14 protein-coding genes and 1 tRNA gene are annotated in these 15,040 nt (G+C 71.4%); 7 read left to right on the forward strand and 8 right to left on the reverse strand.

Features of this window, described 5'->3' with window-relative positions:
- The first annotated feature begins 59 nt into the window (after positions 1-59).
- The 5 genes from ACQG07_RS06700 (at position 60) to ACQG07_RS06720 (ending at position 4,590) form a co-directional block, all read left to right on the forward strand.
- Positions 60-1,070, forward strand: coding sequence for a 1-aminocyclopropane-1-carboxylate deaminase (locus tag ACQG07_RS06700; protein WP_079706802.1), 1,011 nt, complete (start codon positions 60-62; stop codon positions 1,068-1,070).
- 328 nt (positions 1,071-1,398) lie between these two features.
- Positions 1,399-2,421 (forward strand): acyl-CoA dehydrogenase, encoded by a 1,023-nt coding sequence (locus ACQG07_RS06705; RefSeq protein ID WP_426737818.1) that lies wholly within the window; start codon positions 1,399-1,401, stop codon positions 2,419-2,421.
- The gene (locus ACQG07_RS06710; protein WP_426737819.1) at positions 2,421-3,263 is read left to right on the forward strand and encodes a PIG-L deacetylase family protein; all 843 of its coding nucleotides are present in this window, start codon (positions 2,421-2,423) and stop codon (positions 3,261-3,263) included. Before ACQG07_RS06705 ends, ACQG07_RS06710 begins: the two co-directional genes overlap by 1 nt.
- Positions 3,260-3,877 carry a class I SAM-dependent DNA methyltransferase gene (locus ACQG07_RS06715; protein ID WP_426737820.1) on the forward strand — a complete coding sequence of 206 codons (618 nt, stop codon included), beginning with the start codon at positions 3,260-3,262 and terminating at the stop codon, positions 3,875-3,877. Before ACQG07_RS06710 ends, ACQG07_RS06715 begins: the two co-directional genes overlap by 4 nt.
- 23 nt (positions 3,878-3,900) lie before the next feature.
- Positions 3,901-4,590 (forward strand): glycosyltransferase, encoded by a 690-nt coding sequence (locus tag ACQG07_RS06720; RefSeq protein ID WP_371742798.1) that lies wholly within the window; start codon positions 3,901-3,903, stop codon positions 4,588-4,590.
- 41 nt (positions 4,591-4,631) lie between these two features.
- On the opposite strand, the gene ACQG07_RS06725 is transcribed toward ACQG07_RS06720, so the two are convergent.
- Positions 4,632-5,339 carry a DeoR/GlpR family DNA-binding transcription regulator gene (locus tag ACQG07_RS06725; RefSeq protein ID WP_426737821.1) on the reverse strand — a complete coding sequence of 236 codons (708 nt, stop codon included), beginning with the start codon at positions 5,337-5,339 and terminating at the stop codon, positions 4,632-4,634.
- A gap of 56 nt (positions 5,340-5,395) precedes the next feature.
- Here ACQG07_RS06725 and ACQG07_RS06730 point away from each other — a divergent pair, with 56 nt between their 5' ends.
- Together ACQG07_RS06730 and ACQG07_RS06735 are read left to right on the forward strand one after the other, a co-directional pair.
- Positions 5,396-5,749: a DUF4406 domain-containing protein gene (locus ACQG07_RS06730; RefSeq protein WP_426737822.1), complete on the forward strand. Its 354-nt coding sequence runs from the start codon at positions 5,396-5,398 to the stop codon at positions 5,747-5,749.
- Positions 5,750-5,801: 52 nt separating this feature from the next.
- On the forward strand, positions 5,802-6,302 hold the full coding sequence (locus tag ACQG07_RS06735) for a GNAT family N-acetyltransferase (protein ID WP_426737823.1): 501 nt from the start codon (positions 5,802-5,804) through the stop codon (positions 6,300-6,302).
- Between the two features lie 209 nt (positions 6,303-6,511).
- Here ACQG07_RS06735 and ACQG07_RS06740 read toward each other — a convergent pair whose 3' ends face one another.
- From ACQG07_RS06740 to ACQG07_RS06770, 7 genes are all read right to left on the reverse strand, one after another.
- Positions 6,512-8,026, reverse strand: a complete 1,515-nt coding sequence (locus ACQG07_RS06740) for an MATE family efflux transporter (RefSeq protein WP_426737824.1) — start codon at positions 8,024-8,026, stop codon at positions 6,512-6,514.
- Between the two features lie 232 nt (positions 8,027-8,258).
- Positions 8,259-8,702, reverse strand: a complete 444-nt coding sequence (locus tag ACQG07_RS06745; RefSeq protein ID WP_426737825.1) for a MarR family winged helix-turn-helix transcriptional regulator — start codon at positions 8,700-8,702, stop codon at positions 8,259-8,261.
- Between the two features lie 303 nt (positions 8,703-9,005).
- Positions 9,006-9,093: transfer RNA gene (locus ACQG07_RS06750), tRNA-Ser, on the reverse strand.
- Between the two features lie 141 nt (positions 9,094-9,234).
- A complete protein-coding gene (locus ACQG07_RS06755; RefSeq protein ID WP_426737826.1) occupies positions 9,235-11,724 on the reverse strand; it encodes a transglutaminaseTgpA domain-containing protein in 2,490 nt (829 codons plus the stop codon).
- A complete protein-coding gene (locus ACQG07_RS06760; RefSeq protein WP_426737827.1) occupies positions 11,711-13,105 on the reverse strand; it encodes a DUF58 domain-containing protein in 1,395 nt (464 codons plus the stop codon). The genes ACQG07_RS06755 and ACQG07_RS06760 overlap by 14 nt, the downstream gene beginning before the upstream one ends.
- Positions 13,106-13,167: 62 nt before the next feature.
- The gene (locus ACQG07_RS06765; RefSeq protein ID WP_086475010.1) at positions 13,168-14,211 is read right to left on the reverse strand and encodes an AAA family ATPase; all 1,044 of its coding nucleotides are present in this window, start codon (positions 14,209-14,211) and stop codon (positions 13,168-13,170) included.
- Positions 14,208-14,837 carry a hypothetical protein gene (locus tag ACQG07_RS06770; protein ID WP_426737828.1) on the reverse strand — a complete coding sequence of 210 codons (630 nt, stop codon included), beginning with the start codon at positions 14,835-14,837 and terminating at the stop codon, positions 14,208-14,210. Before ACQG07_RS06770 ends, ACQG07_RS06765 begins: the two co-directional genes overlap by 4 nt.
- Between the last annotated feature and the right edge of the window lie 203 nt (positions 14,838-15,040).

Below are 15,040 nucleotides of genomic sequence, written 5' to 3' on the forward strand. Positions count from 1 at the left end.
CCACCACCCGCCCCGTTCCCCGACATTCCGCCGCACCACCGAGACCCAGGAGCCACCACATGTCCCTCAGCGACTTCTCCCGCTACCCGCTCACCTTCGGACCGAGTCCCGTCCACGAACTCAACCGCCTCACCGCCCACCTCGGTGGCGCGACGATCTGGGCCAAGCGCGAGGACGTCAACAGCGGTCTCGCCTATGGCGGCAACAAGACCCGCAAGCTGGAGTACCTCATCCCCGACGCGATCGCGCAGGGTGCCGACACGCTCGTGTCGATCGGCGGCTACCAGTCCAACCACACGCGTCAGGTCGCGGCGGTCGCGGCGAAGCTCGGGATGCAGGCCGTCCTCGTGCAGGAGAACTGGGTGGACTGGCCCGACTCCGTGAACGACCGGGTCGGCAACATCATGCTGTCGCGGATCATGGGGGCCGAGGTTCGCCTCGATCCCGCTGGCTTCGGCATCGGCTTCAAGTCGAGCTGGGAACGTGCCCTCGACGATGTGCGCGAACGCGGCGGCACCCCGTACGCGATCCCGGCCGGGGCGTCGGACCACCGGCTCGGTGGTCTGGGGTTCGCGAACTGGGCCGCGGAGGTCGAGCAGCAGGAGCGTGAACTCGGCGTGTTCTTCGACACGATCGTCGTCTGCAGCGTCACCGGGTCAACGCACGCCGGCATGATCGCCGGGTTCGCCGGGCAGGACCGACCACGCCGGGTGATCGGCATCGACGCGTCGGCGAAGATCCAGGAGACCCGCGACCAGGTCGCGCGCATCGCCCGCAACACGGCGGAGCTCATCGGCCTCGAACGCGAGCTCCGCGACGACGAGATCACGGTGTTGGAGGGGTGGGCCGGCGACCTCTACGGGATCCCGGTCGAGTCGACGATGGAGGCGATCCGACTGACCGGTCGGCTCGAGGGCGTCATCATCGACCCGGTCTACGAGGGGAAGTCGATGGCGGGACTCATCGACCTCGTGACGAGCGGTGACATCCCGGCGTCCAGCAACGTCCTCTACGCGCACCTCGGTGGGCAGCCGGCGATCAACGCGTACAGTGCCCTCTTCCGCGACTGAGTCCGTGCCCGGTGTCCCGCCCGAGCGGGGTGCCGGCGCGGTGCGCTGAGCTGAGGTGTCGGAAACCGGCGCCAGCGCGGTGCGCTGACGCGAACCCGAGGGAACCGGTGTGAGCGCGGGTCAGTCGACCGAGCGCGCCCCTCCGGAGACCCGCGCCCACGTCGCTGACCCGCGCTCGCGCCTGCGCACCGCGCTGACCCACTACCAGGGTCGATGGTCGTGGTCCAGGGGCGGGCGGTCGCGAGCTGCGGTGCGAGACTTGGACCTCCACGACGCGAGGAGGTCGCATGCGCGCACCGATGGAACCCCGACACCAGACGCGGATCGCATGATCCGTCTGCAGTCCACCGCCTGGCCCACCAGCGGCACCTCCCTCGACCTCGGCGCCCTGCACGACGCGGCGTCAGGTGCGTTGGCGAGCATCGAGTCGCGTCTGGCGTTCACCTCCACGGCCGTGCGACTCGTCGGTCCGCTCGAGCAGCACACCGCCGGGCGGGTCTTCGCGGGACTCGGCGCGATCGCCGCGGTCGACGTCACACTCGCACGGGTCGTCGAACCGCACCTCGACGCACTCGCCATCCTGCATCAGGCCGACCTCGAACCGCCGGCCGTCTCCACCTGGGGGGTGTTCGCGGCCGAGGCGCCCGGGCTGCGTCTCGACGCGACCCTGGTCGACGACGCCTGGCAGCTGACCGGTACCAAGCCGTGGTGCTCCCTCGCGTCCCACCTGAGCGACGCCCTCGTCACCGCCCACACCGCGCCGGGGGAGCGGCGACTGTTCGCCGTCGCACTCACCGACCCCGGGGTCGCGACCGACGACAGCGCGTGGCTCGCCCGCGGACTTCCGCTCGTCCCGAGTGGCCCGGTCGGCTTCGACGGGGTCCCCGCTTCACCGGTCGGCGACGACGGGTGGTACCTGCGACGCCCCGGCTTCTCCTGGGGCGGGATCGGCGTCGCCGCCTGCTGGTGGGGCGGCGCGGTCACGCTCGTCGACCGCCTGCTCGCCGCGGCACGCACGCGACCCGACGCCGACCTCCTCCTCCGTACGCTCGGCGCCGCGGCCATCGACCTCTCGATCGCCGAACAGGCGATCGCCGATGCGGCCCAGGCCATCGAGCACGGCTACGCTGACGACGCGGCAGGCCCGCGCCTCGCCCAGCGTGTGCGGTCGACGGTCCGCGGCCGGGTCGACGCCATCCGCGCCGGGGTGCTCGGAGCGCTCGGCCCCGGCCCACTCACCTCCGAACCCGCCTACCTCGCGCGGATGTCCGACCTCGAGCTCTACGTCCAGCAGGACCACGGCGACCGCGACCTCGCGCGCTACGGCCGCATGCTGGTGGAGGCCGACTGATGCCCGCCTTCGACCACCGCGACCCCGGCACGTCGGCAGCCGCCTGGGCGACCCGCTTGCACGAGCTCGACCTGCCCGTCTGGGACGGCTGGCGGCACGCCACGGGCGTCGTCGTCCTGTCGCCGCACCCGGACGACGAATCGCTCGGAGCCGGCGGGCTGATCGCGGCAGCTGCAGCCGCGGGGATACCGGTCGAGGTCCTCCTCGTGACCCTCGGCGAGGGATCGCACCCCGACTCACCGACCACCGCGCCCGAGGAACTCGCCCCGCGCCGGGAGGCCGAGTTCATCGATGCCGTCGGTCGTCTCCACCCGACGGTCGGGTACGAGGTCCTGCACATCCCGGACGGCGGCCTCGACGCCGAACGCGCGGGCATCGCGGAGCGACTGCGGGCAGCCGTCGCCACCGCCGGATCGCGACCGCTCATCGTCGCCCCCTGGCGCGGCGACGGGCACCGCGACCACCGGATCGCGGGCGAACTCGCCACGGCCCTCGCGACCGAGCTCGACCTCGCGCTCGTGGAGTTCCCCATCTGGCTCTGGCACTGGGCCGACACCGACGACGCGACTCTGCCGTGGGCCGAGGCGCGGATCGTGCCGCTCGACGCGGCGGCGCACGGGGCGAAGATCGCCGCGATGGACGCCTACCCCTCGCAGACGGAGCCCCTCTCGGACGCGCCGGGCGACGAGGCGATCGTCGACCACCACCACCTGCAGCACTACGCGCGGCGGTTCGAGGTGCTCTTCCCGAACGGACGTGCGCTGGGCCTGAGCCCGACAGCGACCCGGATGCAGGTCCGACGGCGGACACCGACACCGACCCCGCCGCCACCGATGCCGTGACGGCTGCGACGGCCGATGCGATCTCGCGGTCAAAGGAGTCGTTCGAGGACCACTACCGCGATCACCCCGACGGCTGGGACTTCGGATCCTGGTACGAGGAGCGCAAACGTCGGGTCCTCCTCGCCGCCCTGCCTCGCCAGCGCTACGGCTCGGTGCTCGAACTCGGATGCGCGACGGGTGTGCTCACCGAGCGGCTCGCGGACCGCAGCGACGACGTGCTCGGTGTCGACATCGCCGAAGCACCCCTCGAGATCGCCCGTCGACGGGTGCCCGCCGCCCGGTTCGAACGCGGCACGCTCCCTGACGACTGGCCGAGTGGTGCCTTCGACCTGGTGGTGATGTCGGAGGTCGGCTACTACCTGTCGGCGACCGACCTCGACCGGGTGATCGACCACCTCCTCGGCTCACTCACGCCCGGCGGGAGCATCGTCGCATGTCACTGGCGGCACCCGGACGACCACGCCACGACCTCGGCCGAGTTCGTCCATCGCCGGTTGCTCGAACGCTGGCCCGGCCGTCGGTCGATCCAGCACGTCGAGGACGACTTCCTGCTCGACGTCCTCGTGCCTGCCGATGAGGCGAGCATCGCCGCGGTGGACGGTCTGACGGGCTGATGCTGCGACGGATCGATGCCGTCGTGCCCGCGCACGACGAGGAGGAGCTGATCGGGCCATGCCTCGACGCGCTGCTCGTCGCGCGTGCCGCCGCGCTGCGTCGTCGTCCCGAGCTGCAGGTGGGGATCGTCGTGGTGCTCGACGACTGTCGCGATGACACGGCGCGGATCGTCCGTGAGCGGTTGGCGGGATTCGGTCCTGAGGAGGCGGTCACCGTCGTCATCGACGAGCGCAGCGTCGGAGCGGCCCGTCGGGCCGGTGTCGCTGCCGCTGCGGGATCGGGCGCGGCGGACGTCTCCGCGCGGTGGATCGCCAACACCGACGCCGACTCGCGCGTTCCGGAGGACTGGTTCTCCGTCCACGCCGATGCCTTCGACGACGGTGTCGACGTCCTCCTCGGGACCGTCCGTCCCGACTTCACGGACTTCTCCGAGGACGACGTGGAGCGGTGGTCGCTGACCCACCCGCCCGGACATCTGCCGGGCAACGTGCACGGGGCCAATCTGGGTGTCCGGGCCGATCGGCTCGACGAACTCGGCGGCTTTCGTGAGCTGCCCGAGCATGAGGACGTCGAGCTCGTCGAGCGCGCCCGGGCGGCGGGTCTCCGGGTCGTGCCGACGCTGGATGCGCCCGTCGAGACCTCGGGTCGGCGACGTGGCCGGACCCCGGGTGGCTACGCCGCGTTCCTCGCCGAGACCTACCCGCGATCCTGACGGTCCAGCGCGTCTGAACCCCCGGCCCGCGTCGACCGGTCCTATCCGTCCGTCTTCGGGTCGACGATGACCTCGGTGACCTCGCCGAGGTCGAGCACCGGGTACCGGGAGACGGCACCGACCTTCTCCTCGCTCGCGAGGACGTAGACGTCGGTGCTGCGCTCGGCGAGGGCGCGCTTCGTCGCGGCGTCGTCGAGGTCGCCGGTGGTGAGGCCGTGTTCGGGATGGAAGCCTGTGACGCCGAGGAAGCAGGCGTCGGCACTCAGACGGTGGATGGCCTCCGCGGCGAGAGCGCCGCCCGCAACCATCGAGTGACGTCCGAGTTCGCCCCCGATCATGATGACGCGCGCAGGCGAGTGCTCCGCCACGGCGAGTGCGACCGCCGGGCTCGGGGTGATGACGGTGAGGGTCGGATCGTCCGGGAGCAGTCGCGCGAGCGCGAGCGCGGTGGTGCCGGCGTCGATGATGATGGTGCTGCCTGGTCGGATCCGCTCGGCGGCGATGCGGGCGACGCGCTCCTTGCTCGCCGTTCCGAGGGACAGCCGATCCCGGAACGGGCGGTCGGCCGCGGGGACCGGGAGTGCGCCGCCGTAGACGCGGACGCAGAGGCCGGCTTCGGCCAGCTCGCGGAGGTCTCGGCGGATCGAGTCCTCCGAGAGTCCGAGCGCAGCGGCGGCGTCCTTCGCGACGATGCGGCCGTCGCGGTCGAGGAGGTCGAGCAGGTGTGATCGTCGTTGTGCGCTCAGCATGCGTGCTCCTTCATGATCTTGCACGAACGTGCACGGTTAACGCTACAGTGCTGGACATGACAACGCCACTCCTCATCCTCATCGCCGGCCCCTACCGCTCCGGGACCGGCGGTGATCCCGACGCCATCGCCCGCAACCTGGAACGACTCGAAGCCGCAGCGGCGCCCATCTACGCGCTCGGTCACGTCCCGATGATCGGGGAGTGGGTCGCGCTGCCGATCCTGCGTGGGATCGACACCGCGTCGGGCGACGGCGACGTCATGTACGAGACGGCGAAGCGGTTGCTCCAGCACTGCGACGCCGTGCTCCGGTTGCCGGGGGAGTCGTCCGGTGCCGACACCGATGTCGCCATCGCCCGTGAGCGCGGGATCCCCGTCTACACCGACCTCTCGGAGATCCCGGCGCTCTAGGGCTGAGGTCGCTTGCCCGCGGCGTCCCGGCGCTCCGGCTAGGCTGACGCGCGTGCTCGACGACCTCCGGATCCGCTGCTACCGCGACACCGATGCGCGGGCGACCAGGTCGATCTTCGAACGCGCGGTGCGGGTGACGGCTGCCGCCCACTACACGCCCGAGCAGCTCGCCGCCTGGGTGCCGGAGGACCGGGCAGACACCGTGCTGGACGACTGGGCCGCCCGACGTGCCGCGGTGACGACGTGGGTGGCCGAGCTCGACGACTCGGTGGTCGGATTCACCGACCTGGACGTCGAGATCGGCTACCTCGACATGCTGTTCGTCGATCCGGACGCGGGACGACGCGGCGTCGGGTCCGCGCTCATCCGTCAGGTGCTCGATGAAGCCCAAGCGGTGGGGCTCCGGGAGGTGACCGTGCAGGCGAGTCGGACGGCGCAGCCGGTGTTCGAGCGCCACGGCTTCGTCGTGGTCCGCGAGCAGCGGGTCGAGCGTCGCGGGGTGCTCATCGAGAACGCCGTGATGCGGATACCCCTGGACGCTTCAGCCGGGTGATGCTCCCGGGACGGTCTGCGCACCAGGCGGGGTGTCGCCAGCGCGGTGCGCCGACCCGAGCGCAGTGGTGTGGGTGCCGGCGCGGTGCGCCGACGTGAGGTCGCTGCAATCGGCGTGAGCGCGGGTCATGGACGTGGGCGCGGCCCTCTGGAGACCCGCGCTCACGCGTGTGACCCGCGCTCACGTCAGCGCACCGCGCTGGCAGTCCGTCAGGCGTCGGTGAGTTGGGCGTCGGCACGCTCCGGGGAACCGGCTGCGAGGCCACGGTCGATGGCACGTCGCGAGCCGAGCCAGAGCAGGACACCGACCAGGAAGACGATGACCTCCGTCACGGTGAGCGACCAGACGATGCCACTGAGTCCGAACCACAGGTTGCCGAGGAGGACGATCGGGACGAACAGCACGCCCTGGGTGACGGCCATGACCGCCGCGGGGAGTGCTCGACCGGTCGCTTGGAAGAGCGAGGTGATGAGCCCGGTGAACCCGTTGGCGATCATCGCGGTGAGCTGGGCGACGAGGATCGTGACGCCGAGACCGAGGACGGCGGGGTCGGCGATGAACGCGGAGACGATCGGCTCACGCAGGATGAAGACGACGCCGGCGAAGAGGACCGAGATCCCACCGACCGTGAGTGCCGCGGCTCGGAGAGCGGACCGGAGTCGCGCGCCGTCGCCCTTGCCGAACGCGTAGGCGAGCAGCGGGAGCACGCCGAAGGTGACGCCCATGACCAGGAACTCGGGCACCTGGGCGATCCGGACCGCGACGCCCATGGCGGCGAGTGGGGCGTCTCCGTAGGCCGCGGCCAACGTGTTCAACACGAGCGCGGTGACGATGAGGAACCCCGACTGCAGGAGCGTGCTGACACCGACCCCGAGGACCGGCTTGAGGATCGTCGGCGACAGCGTGAACCACCGCGGTGCCAGGCTGACGTGCTCGCTGTTGCGCTGCAGCCACGCCACGAAGTAGACGAGGACACCGAGGTTCGCCAGGCCCATCGCGAGCGCCGCACCGGCGACACCCCAGCCGAACCCGAGGATGAAGACGAGATCGAGGACGAGGTTCGCCACCGCTGACGCGATGAGGGCGATCATCACCTGCCGGGCGGCGCCCTCGGCCCGCACGAGCTGTTCCAGGCAGAACGCGGTCGCCATGACGGGGACGAACGCGAGCATGACACCGATGAACGCCGAGGTCGCCGGGGCGGTGACAGCGTCCGCCCCGAGTAGTGATACGAGTGGACCGAGGAACACGAGGCCGATCCCGCCCAGGACGGTGCCCGTCAGGAACGCGCCCCAGACGGAGAAGGAAGCGGCCCGTTTGATGTCCCCGGCCTGTGCCGGGTCGTGTTCCGAGGCACCCAGGAGTCTGGAGATGAGCGCGCCGCCACCGACGCCGAACAGGTCGCCGATGGCCATGATCAGTCCGAGGATCGGGGCTCCGAGCGTGATCGCGGCGAGCAGGGTGGTGTCGTGCAGCGAGCCGACGACGCCCGCGTTGATGAGGTTGTAGACGGCGCTGACGACCAGGGCCGCTGCCATCGGGACGCACAGGTGGATCAGCGCCCGGATGATCGGGGCGGTCGCGAGGTACCAGCGGTTGCTGCCGATCGTGTCCGCGGCGGTCGGGGGTGCGGTGTCGGTCGATGGCGCGGTGGCTGTCGATGGTGCGGTGCCGCTGGGGACGGGCGTTCCGGTTGTGGGATCGATGTGGTCTTCGGGGTGCATGGCAGGCTCCGTTTCGGGCAGGTTCCGGGCGCGACGATGAGCGCCGGCGCGGCGAAGGTTCGGTGATGGGGGGCGTCCGGCGCGGGCTGGGCGGACGGGCTCAGCAGGCGTTCGGGCGCGACGGACAGCGCCGTCGTGGCGTTCGCGGTCGCCATCGTGTGCGGCGGTCGGTGAGTGACGCGGCGAGTGGTCTCGGCGCGTGGTCAGGGAGCCCGGGTTCCCCGGGCGGTGATCAGCGGGTCGGCTGTGGCAGGTGCGCCGTGAGCTTCGTGAGCAGAGCGTGCAGGGTGTCGCGTTCGCTCTGGTCCAACGGGGTGAGGATGACGTCGTCGGCCTCGGCCATCGCGGTCTCGAACCCGGCGATGAGGTCGGTACCGAGCGGGGTGGCGTAGACGCGCTTGGTGCGTGCGTTGCCGTCCTCCGTGCGGCGTTCGACGAGGTCCCGACGTTCGAGTCCCTGCAGGAGGCTCGAGACGCTGGCGGCGCTCGTCCGGCTCACCTCGGCGATGTCGCGTTGGCTCGATCCTGGATGCCGGACGAGGTGGCCGAGGACGAAGGCCTGTTCGTGACTGAGCTCGCGGGCTCGGATCCAGTCCTCGCCGGCTTTGCGCTGTGCCCACCCGATCCAGCGGACCAGTTCGAGTGTGCTGCTGAGGGTGGGTGTCTCGTCGTCCATGGTTAGAACACTAACGCTTTGAGTTCTAACTGTCAACCATCGAATGATCGATCCGCTCAGCGCGGTGCGCTGACGTGAGATGTGCGGACTCGGTGCCAGCGCGGTGCGCTGGCACGAAACCGACCAGTTCGGCGTGGGCGCGGGTCGTAGCCCTGAGCGCGCCCCTCTGGAGACCCGCGCTCACGCGTGTGACCCGCGCTCACGTCAGCGCACCGCGCTGGCACTACGGGAAGACGTCACTTGGGTTGACCCTGGAAACGCAGAACGCCCCTCGCGGTGGGCGAGGGGCGTTCGCGGTGAAGCTGGCGGAGAATGGGGGATTCGAACCCCCGAGGGCGTTAACCCAACACGCTTTCCAAGCGTGCGCCATAGGCCACTAGGCGAATTCTCCATGGCTGTTTGTGAAAAACGGCCAGATAGCAGCATACCTGGTTCCCGGACCGCCGCGCGCCACCCTGCCCCGCCGCCGCGCTCCGAGCCCGGCCGAGTACGAACGCCCGCGGTCGGACATCGGCTCGAGGCGCCGCTCGCGTCAGCTCGCAGCAGGCGGCCGCCAGTCCACACGTTGATCACGCCGCAGCACGAGCGACCGGGGGAGGACTGCCGCGAGCACGCGTTCGAGCGGCTGACTCGACGACCGCAGGGCCGCCTTCGCCTCAGCCAACGCTGCGTCGACCGAACCGGCGCTCGCCGCACCACCAGCGCTCGGCGCATAGCTCTCCCGCTCGACCGCCGCCACGAGCCGGTCGACGGCCGGCGACTCGATCCGGAACTGGCCGCGCAGCCGCGACGCGAACCCACGTGGTGACTCCGCCGACGTCACGGGGAAGCCGAGGTCGCGCGCGGTGTCGAGGAACTCCGCCCAGGCCCAGCCCGCCGAGGTCCCCTCGGCGAGTGCACGCCGACGCCCGACCGCACGCCGGAGACCCCGGGCGATCGACGGGGTGGCGAGCAGCATCAGCGCGCCGAGCAGGATCGCGAGCGGGACGAGGGCCGCGGTGAAGGCCCCACCGGACCGGGTCGAGGTCGGTCCGCCGAGCGCGTCCGCGGTGGGGGTGGGCGTCGACGCCGCGGTCGGAGCCGGACGGCTGTCGGGACTCACCGATCCGCTGCCGGGCGTCGCCGTGCTCGCGTCGCTGAACTGCGTCACGACCCCACGGCTGGCCGTCGGCTCGAAGGGTACCCAGCCCACACCCTCGAAGTACAGCTCCGGCCAGGCGTGCAACTGGTCCGAGGTGACGATGTAGGTGTCGCGGTTCGCCGGGGTGTTGTCGATCGTCGTGCCCGGCAGGTACCCGATGGCGATGCGCGCGGGGATGCCGAGGACGCGCGACATCACGGCCATCGCGGACGAGAAGTGGATGCAGTAGCCGGCCTTGCGCTCCAGGAATGTCGCGATGACCTCGGCTCCGCTGCCGTCGAAGCCCTCCTCGACGGGTGCCGACTCCGAGTACTCGAAGGTGCTGCGGAAGTAGCGCTGCAGGGCGATCGCGCGGTCGTAGTCGGTGGAGGCGGTCGCCGTGACGTCCGCAGCGGTGTCACGGATGATCTGCGGCAGGTCGTCGGGCAGCTCGAGGTACGGGGCGGCTGACGCCGGGTCGGCGACCGGCGGGACGTCGCGCATCTGCTGTGCGGTCGGCAGGATCGCGGTGCTCGTCGCCGTGTACGTCTGCCCGCGGGTGGATCCACGCTCCGCCATCGCCGTCAGCCCGGCGGCCTCGAACCGCCAGTCGCCGCGGAGCCCGTCGACCTTCTGCGTCGGGTACGGCAGCGGGAGCCACGGGCTCGACAGCGAGTCCACCGTGACCGTCGTCTCGAAGGTCTCCACCGGGATCGCCTCGCTGAGCCCGGCCGGCGCGGGGAAGGCGTCGAGCGTGTTGCCGTCGTTGTAGCCCGAATTGTCCGGTCCCCAGACCGTACCCGTGAAGTCGCGGAGGTCGGTGACCTTGAGGTAGGGGGCGTCGTCGGCGGTGGTCGTGTACTCGAGTGCAGTCGTGTTCGCGGGGCGCCGCAGACTCTGGCCGAGCGAGATGAGCGGGTTGATGCCGTTCACGAACGGACCGCTGCCACGGGCGCCGGCGGTCACGTCCCGGACGGCGAGGTCGGGCAGCACGGCCGGTGTGAGGAGGGCGACGACCACGGCCACGGCACTGACCAGGACGGCCGGGCCGAGGCCTCCGAAGCGACCGGCACCGGTCATCGCCGACGGGCCGGCGCCGCGTCCATCGCCGGCGGCCCTGGCCGAGGCGGATGCTCGCAGCAGCTCCCGGCGCCGGACGTCCTCACGGAGCAGCCAGAGGAAGGAGAGTGCGACGAACGCGAACACCCAGGGATCGAGGGGAAACGACACGGCGACCGTCGGCCCGGCGTACACGGCGAAGACCAGGACGGCCGCGAGCACCGGCGCGTGCCGGCCGAGCACGAGCCACGCGACCGCCAGCGCGACGAGGCCGCCGCCTGCGGCCATGACGAAGACCACGCCAGCGTCGGTGTCGAGCGGGGCCGAGCCGTCGTGGAAGGTCTGGAACCCGGCGTCACGCAACCGTTCGAAGGCGCCGAGCGTCGTCGGGGTCGGGGCGATGCCGATGATCGCCGTCTCACTGGCGAAGAACAGCGTGATCGTCAGCAGCCATGCGACGCCGGCGCCGAGCCACACGAACACCGCCGGCAATCTCGTGCGCCGGAGGAGGATCGCCGTGGCGAGGACGATCGCGATGACGAGGTTCGTGACGAACCACCAGTCGAGCGCGTCGAGCACCCGCCCGAATCCGAGGCCACCCGTCGCGAGGAGGAGGAAGGCGGCGAGGCCCAGACGCAGGTCGCCGACGTTCGCGGTGTCGCGTGGGTCGTCCCGGCGCCCGCCGGCGCTTCCCGACCACGACCCGCCGCTGGTTCCGCCACGGGACGGGCGTCGGGGGTTCGACGAGCCGGCACCAGGACGGACGGCCGAGGGCACCCCTCCGCGAGACGGCACACGGCCACGGGCGGCGGCCGCCGCGCGGCGTTCCTCAGCGACGGACATACGCACCTCCGGCACCCCGGCGGCCGCCCTGGCCGCCCCGACCACCACGGCCGGCCGACTGCGGAGCCAGCGTGGTGGTCGCCGGACCGCTCGTACCGGACCACAGCGCCTGGAACGATGCGCCGCGCTCGCCGACGTGGCAGCGCCAGCCCGCGGACTCCAGGAGCTCGATGGACCGACGCCGCGCGCCGGCCGGGAGGAGTGCGACGGGGAGTGGTGACAGGTGCGCGACCGCGGTCAGCTCGCCGAGGTCGCCCTCCTCGACGTCGCCGAGGATCGCGATGACCGGTTGCGACCGGCGCGCGGCGATGACGGGTGAGAGGTCGAGGAACCGATCGGGCCGGACCGACGGACGCAGGAGGGCCAGGTCGAGCAGGGCGGCGTCGAGGTCGTCCTCCTCGAGGTGCTGTCCGCCGCGGGCGAGTGCGTCGCCCATGTCGCCCACCGGACTGGACCGCAGTCCACCAGCCGCGGATCTCGCACTGATCTCGCGTGAGAGCTCCTCGGTGCCGGCACCGACCAGGTTGACCCGGTAGTCGGCGTCGACGAGGTGGGCGGTGATCGACGCCGCCAGCGACACGGCCTGCTCGAACGCCGGCAGGTACGACGGATCGTCGTCAGGCCAGGCCCAGTGGGCTGCGGCGGTGTCGAGGAGGACGGTCGCCTCGGGGTCGTTGCGCTGCTCCTCCTGCCGCACCATCAGCTCACCGTGGTGCGCGCTCGCCCGCCAGTGCAGTCGGCGGATCGCGTCCCCCGGCAGGTAGGGACGGGCGATGATGTCGTCCTCGCCGGCGCCGACGTGCAGCGACGACGGGCGCGTGGAACCGTCGCGGCTGGCCGTGAGCGCGGGGATCTCCGGCAGGACCACGACCTCCGGCAGGACGACGACCGCATGCGTCCCGCCCACGTCGCGACGACGGACGACGAGTCCGAACGGGTCGCTCACGGTCAGCCCGAGCGGGCCGAGGTCGTGTTGTCCTCGACGCAGCGCCGTCACGGTGTACTCGGCCGTCCGACGGCGCGATCCGATGCCCGCGACGCCGGTACTCGGCAGGGTCCCCTCGGCGCTGCCGGCGAGCCCGGCCGGCACGCGGTCCTTCCACTCCGTGTGGACGTGGGGGAGCGCGCTCGTCTCGGCGATCGTGACCTCGACGGAGATCCGGCCGCCGACCGCGACGAGGTCGGGCCGGGTGGTGCGATCGACCCGGAGCGACGGCCGCTCGAGGTAGACCGCGCCGAAACTGGCGGCGACGAGCGCGACGAGCAGGCCGGCCGCTGCGAGCAACTCCGGCGAGCCGATCCCGCGCGCGAAGATCAGGCACATGCCGGCCGCGATGAGCACGCCGACCGCGCGTCTCGTCAACGGCACGCGACGCTTCATGGGCTCAGGACCTCCGGTGCCGGATCACGGCGATCCGGCGGTCGCGGTGCGGGGCCATCGGATCAGGACCTCAGCTCGGTGCGTCCGGAGTGCGGCACGGGTGTCCGCTCCAGCAGCTCGACGAGCACCTCGGAGACCGCCTGGACGCCTGAGCGGTCGTGGGCGCTCACCGCGCGGCGGGTGGGGATGAGCCGGTGGGCGAGGACCGGTGCGAGCAGCTGGTCGATGTCGTCGGGCAGGACGAACTCGCGGCCGTCGAGCGCGGCGAGCACCTTGGCCGCGCGGACGAGCTGCAGGGTGGCGCGCGGGCTCGCGCCGAGCCGGAGTTCGGGGTGCACGCGGGTCGCCTGCACGAGCGAGACGCAGTACTGCTCGACGATCGGCGACACGAAGACACCGCGGGCCCAGGCGATGAGGCGCTCGACGTCGCCGCGTGAAGCGACCGGTCCGATGGTGTCGAGCGGGTTGACCGTGTCACGCTGGCGGAGCATCGCGAGTTCCGCTGACGCGTCGGGGTATCCCATCGAGATACGCGCCATGAACCGGTCGCGTTGGGCCTCCGGCAGGGCGTAGGTGCCCTCCATCTCGAGCGGGTTCTGCGTGGCGACGACCGTGAACGGCGACGGGAGGGCGTGCGTCTCGCCGTCGACCGTGACCTGACGCTCCTCCATCGATTCGAGCAGCGCCGACTGGGTCTTCGGCGAGGAGCGGTTGATCTCGTCGGCGATGACGATGTTCGCGAACACCGCTCCGGGCTTGAACTCGAACTCGCGGTCGACCTGGTTGAAGATCGAGACGCCGGTGACGTCCGACGGGAGCAGATCGGGCGTGAACTGGATGCGGCGGACGGTACTGCCGACGGAAGCGGCGAGGGCCTTCGCGAGGACCGTCTTGCCGACGCCGGGGACGTCCTCGATGAGCAGGTGACCCTCGGCGAGCATCACGATGAGGGCCATGCGGGCAGCGAACGGCTTGCCGTCGAGGACGCGCTCGACGTTGTCGAGGATGCGCTCGGCCAGTACCTGGAACTCCTCGGCGTTCAGCGCTGGCTTCAGCTCGGCGACGGTGTCCCGCGGGGCGCGGCTGGTGTTGCTCTGCTCGGTCATGGTCGGCTCCTGCGGTCGTGGTCGAGCATGCGCTTGAACAGCAGCGCGACGATGGTGGCGAAGCCGATCGTGATGAGGGTCGGGGCGAGCGCTCCGAGGAACTGCATCCAGAGGTAGTTGTCGGTCGGGCCGCTGTCGCCGACGAACCCGCGGTAGAGCAGGGTGAACGACTGCCACAGCCCCACACCGCCGCCGAGCGTGAGGACGACACCGACGATCCAGAGGACCCGTTCCCAGACGACGGCGCGGACCCGGTGGGCCTCGGCGGCGTCGAGGTACTCGTCGTACCGCTCCTGGTCGAGCTGGGTCTGCTGCGCGTCGGGACCCGCCACCCCAGGCTGATCGGCGGCCGCGGCGGTATCGCCGGTCCGGGCTTCAAACGGGTGGACGCGACGGTCGGTCTGTGAGGGCATGCCTCGGGACGGCTGGGCGCGCGGGCCGTCGTCGAACCGGTCGTCGGTCGGCGGGCGGACGGGGCGGCCGTCGGTGGGCGGCTGGATGAGCTGCGGGGCGATCTCCTCGAGCGAGGCGAGGTGGCTGCGGCGGCCGGTGTCGGAGGCGTTCGGGCGCGTGCCCTCGTCGGTGTGTCCGCGCTGGAACGCGGGGTCGTAGCGTTGGTCCATCATCGGCCTCCGTCGCGCTGCGTACATCGTCCGGGCCGGAACCCGTTGCCCGATCCTAAGACTGATAACGAACAGGTAACACCCCTGGACGTGTCGCCCACAGGAACTCCATATGTGCGCCAGGTTGCGCGCACACGATGCCGGTGCGGGTCAGGGAACTCTTCGGAGCCGTCGTGGGCATCGGTTGTGTGGACCCGAGCACTGAG

It is taken from the genome of Plantibacter sp. 2H11-2 (assembly GCF_050031945.1).
Taxonomy (GTDB): Bacteria; Actinomycetota; Actinomycetes; order Actinomycetales; family Microbacteriaceae; genus Plantibacter; species Plantibacter auratus.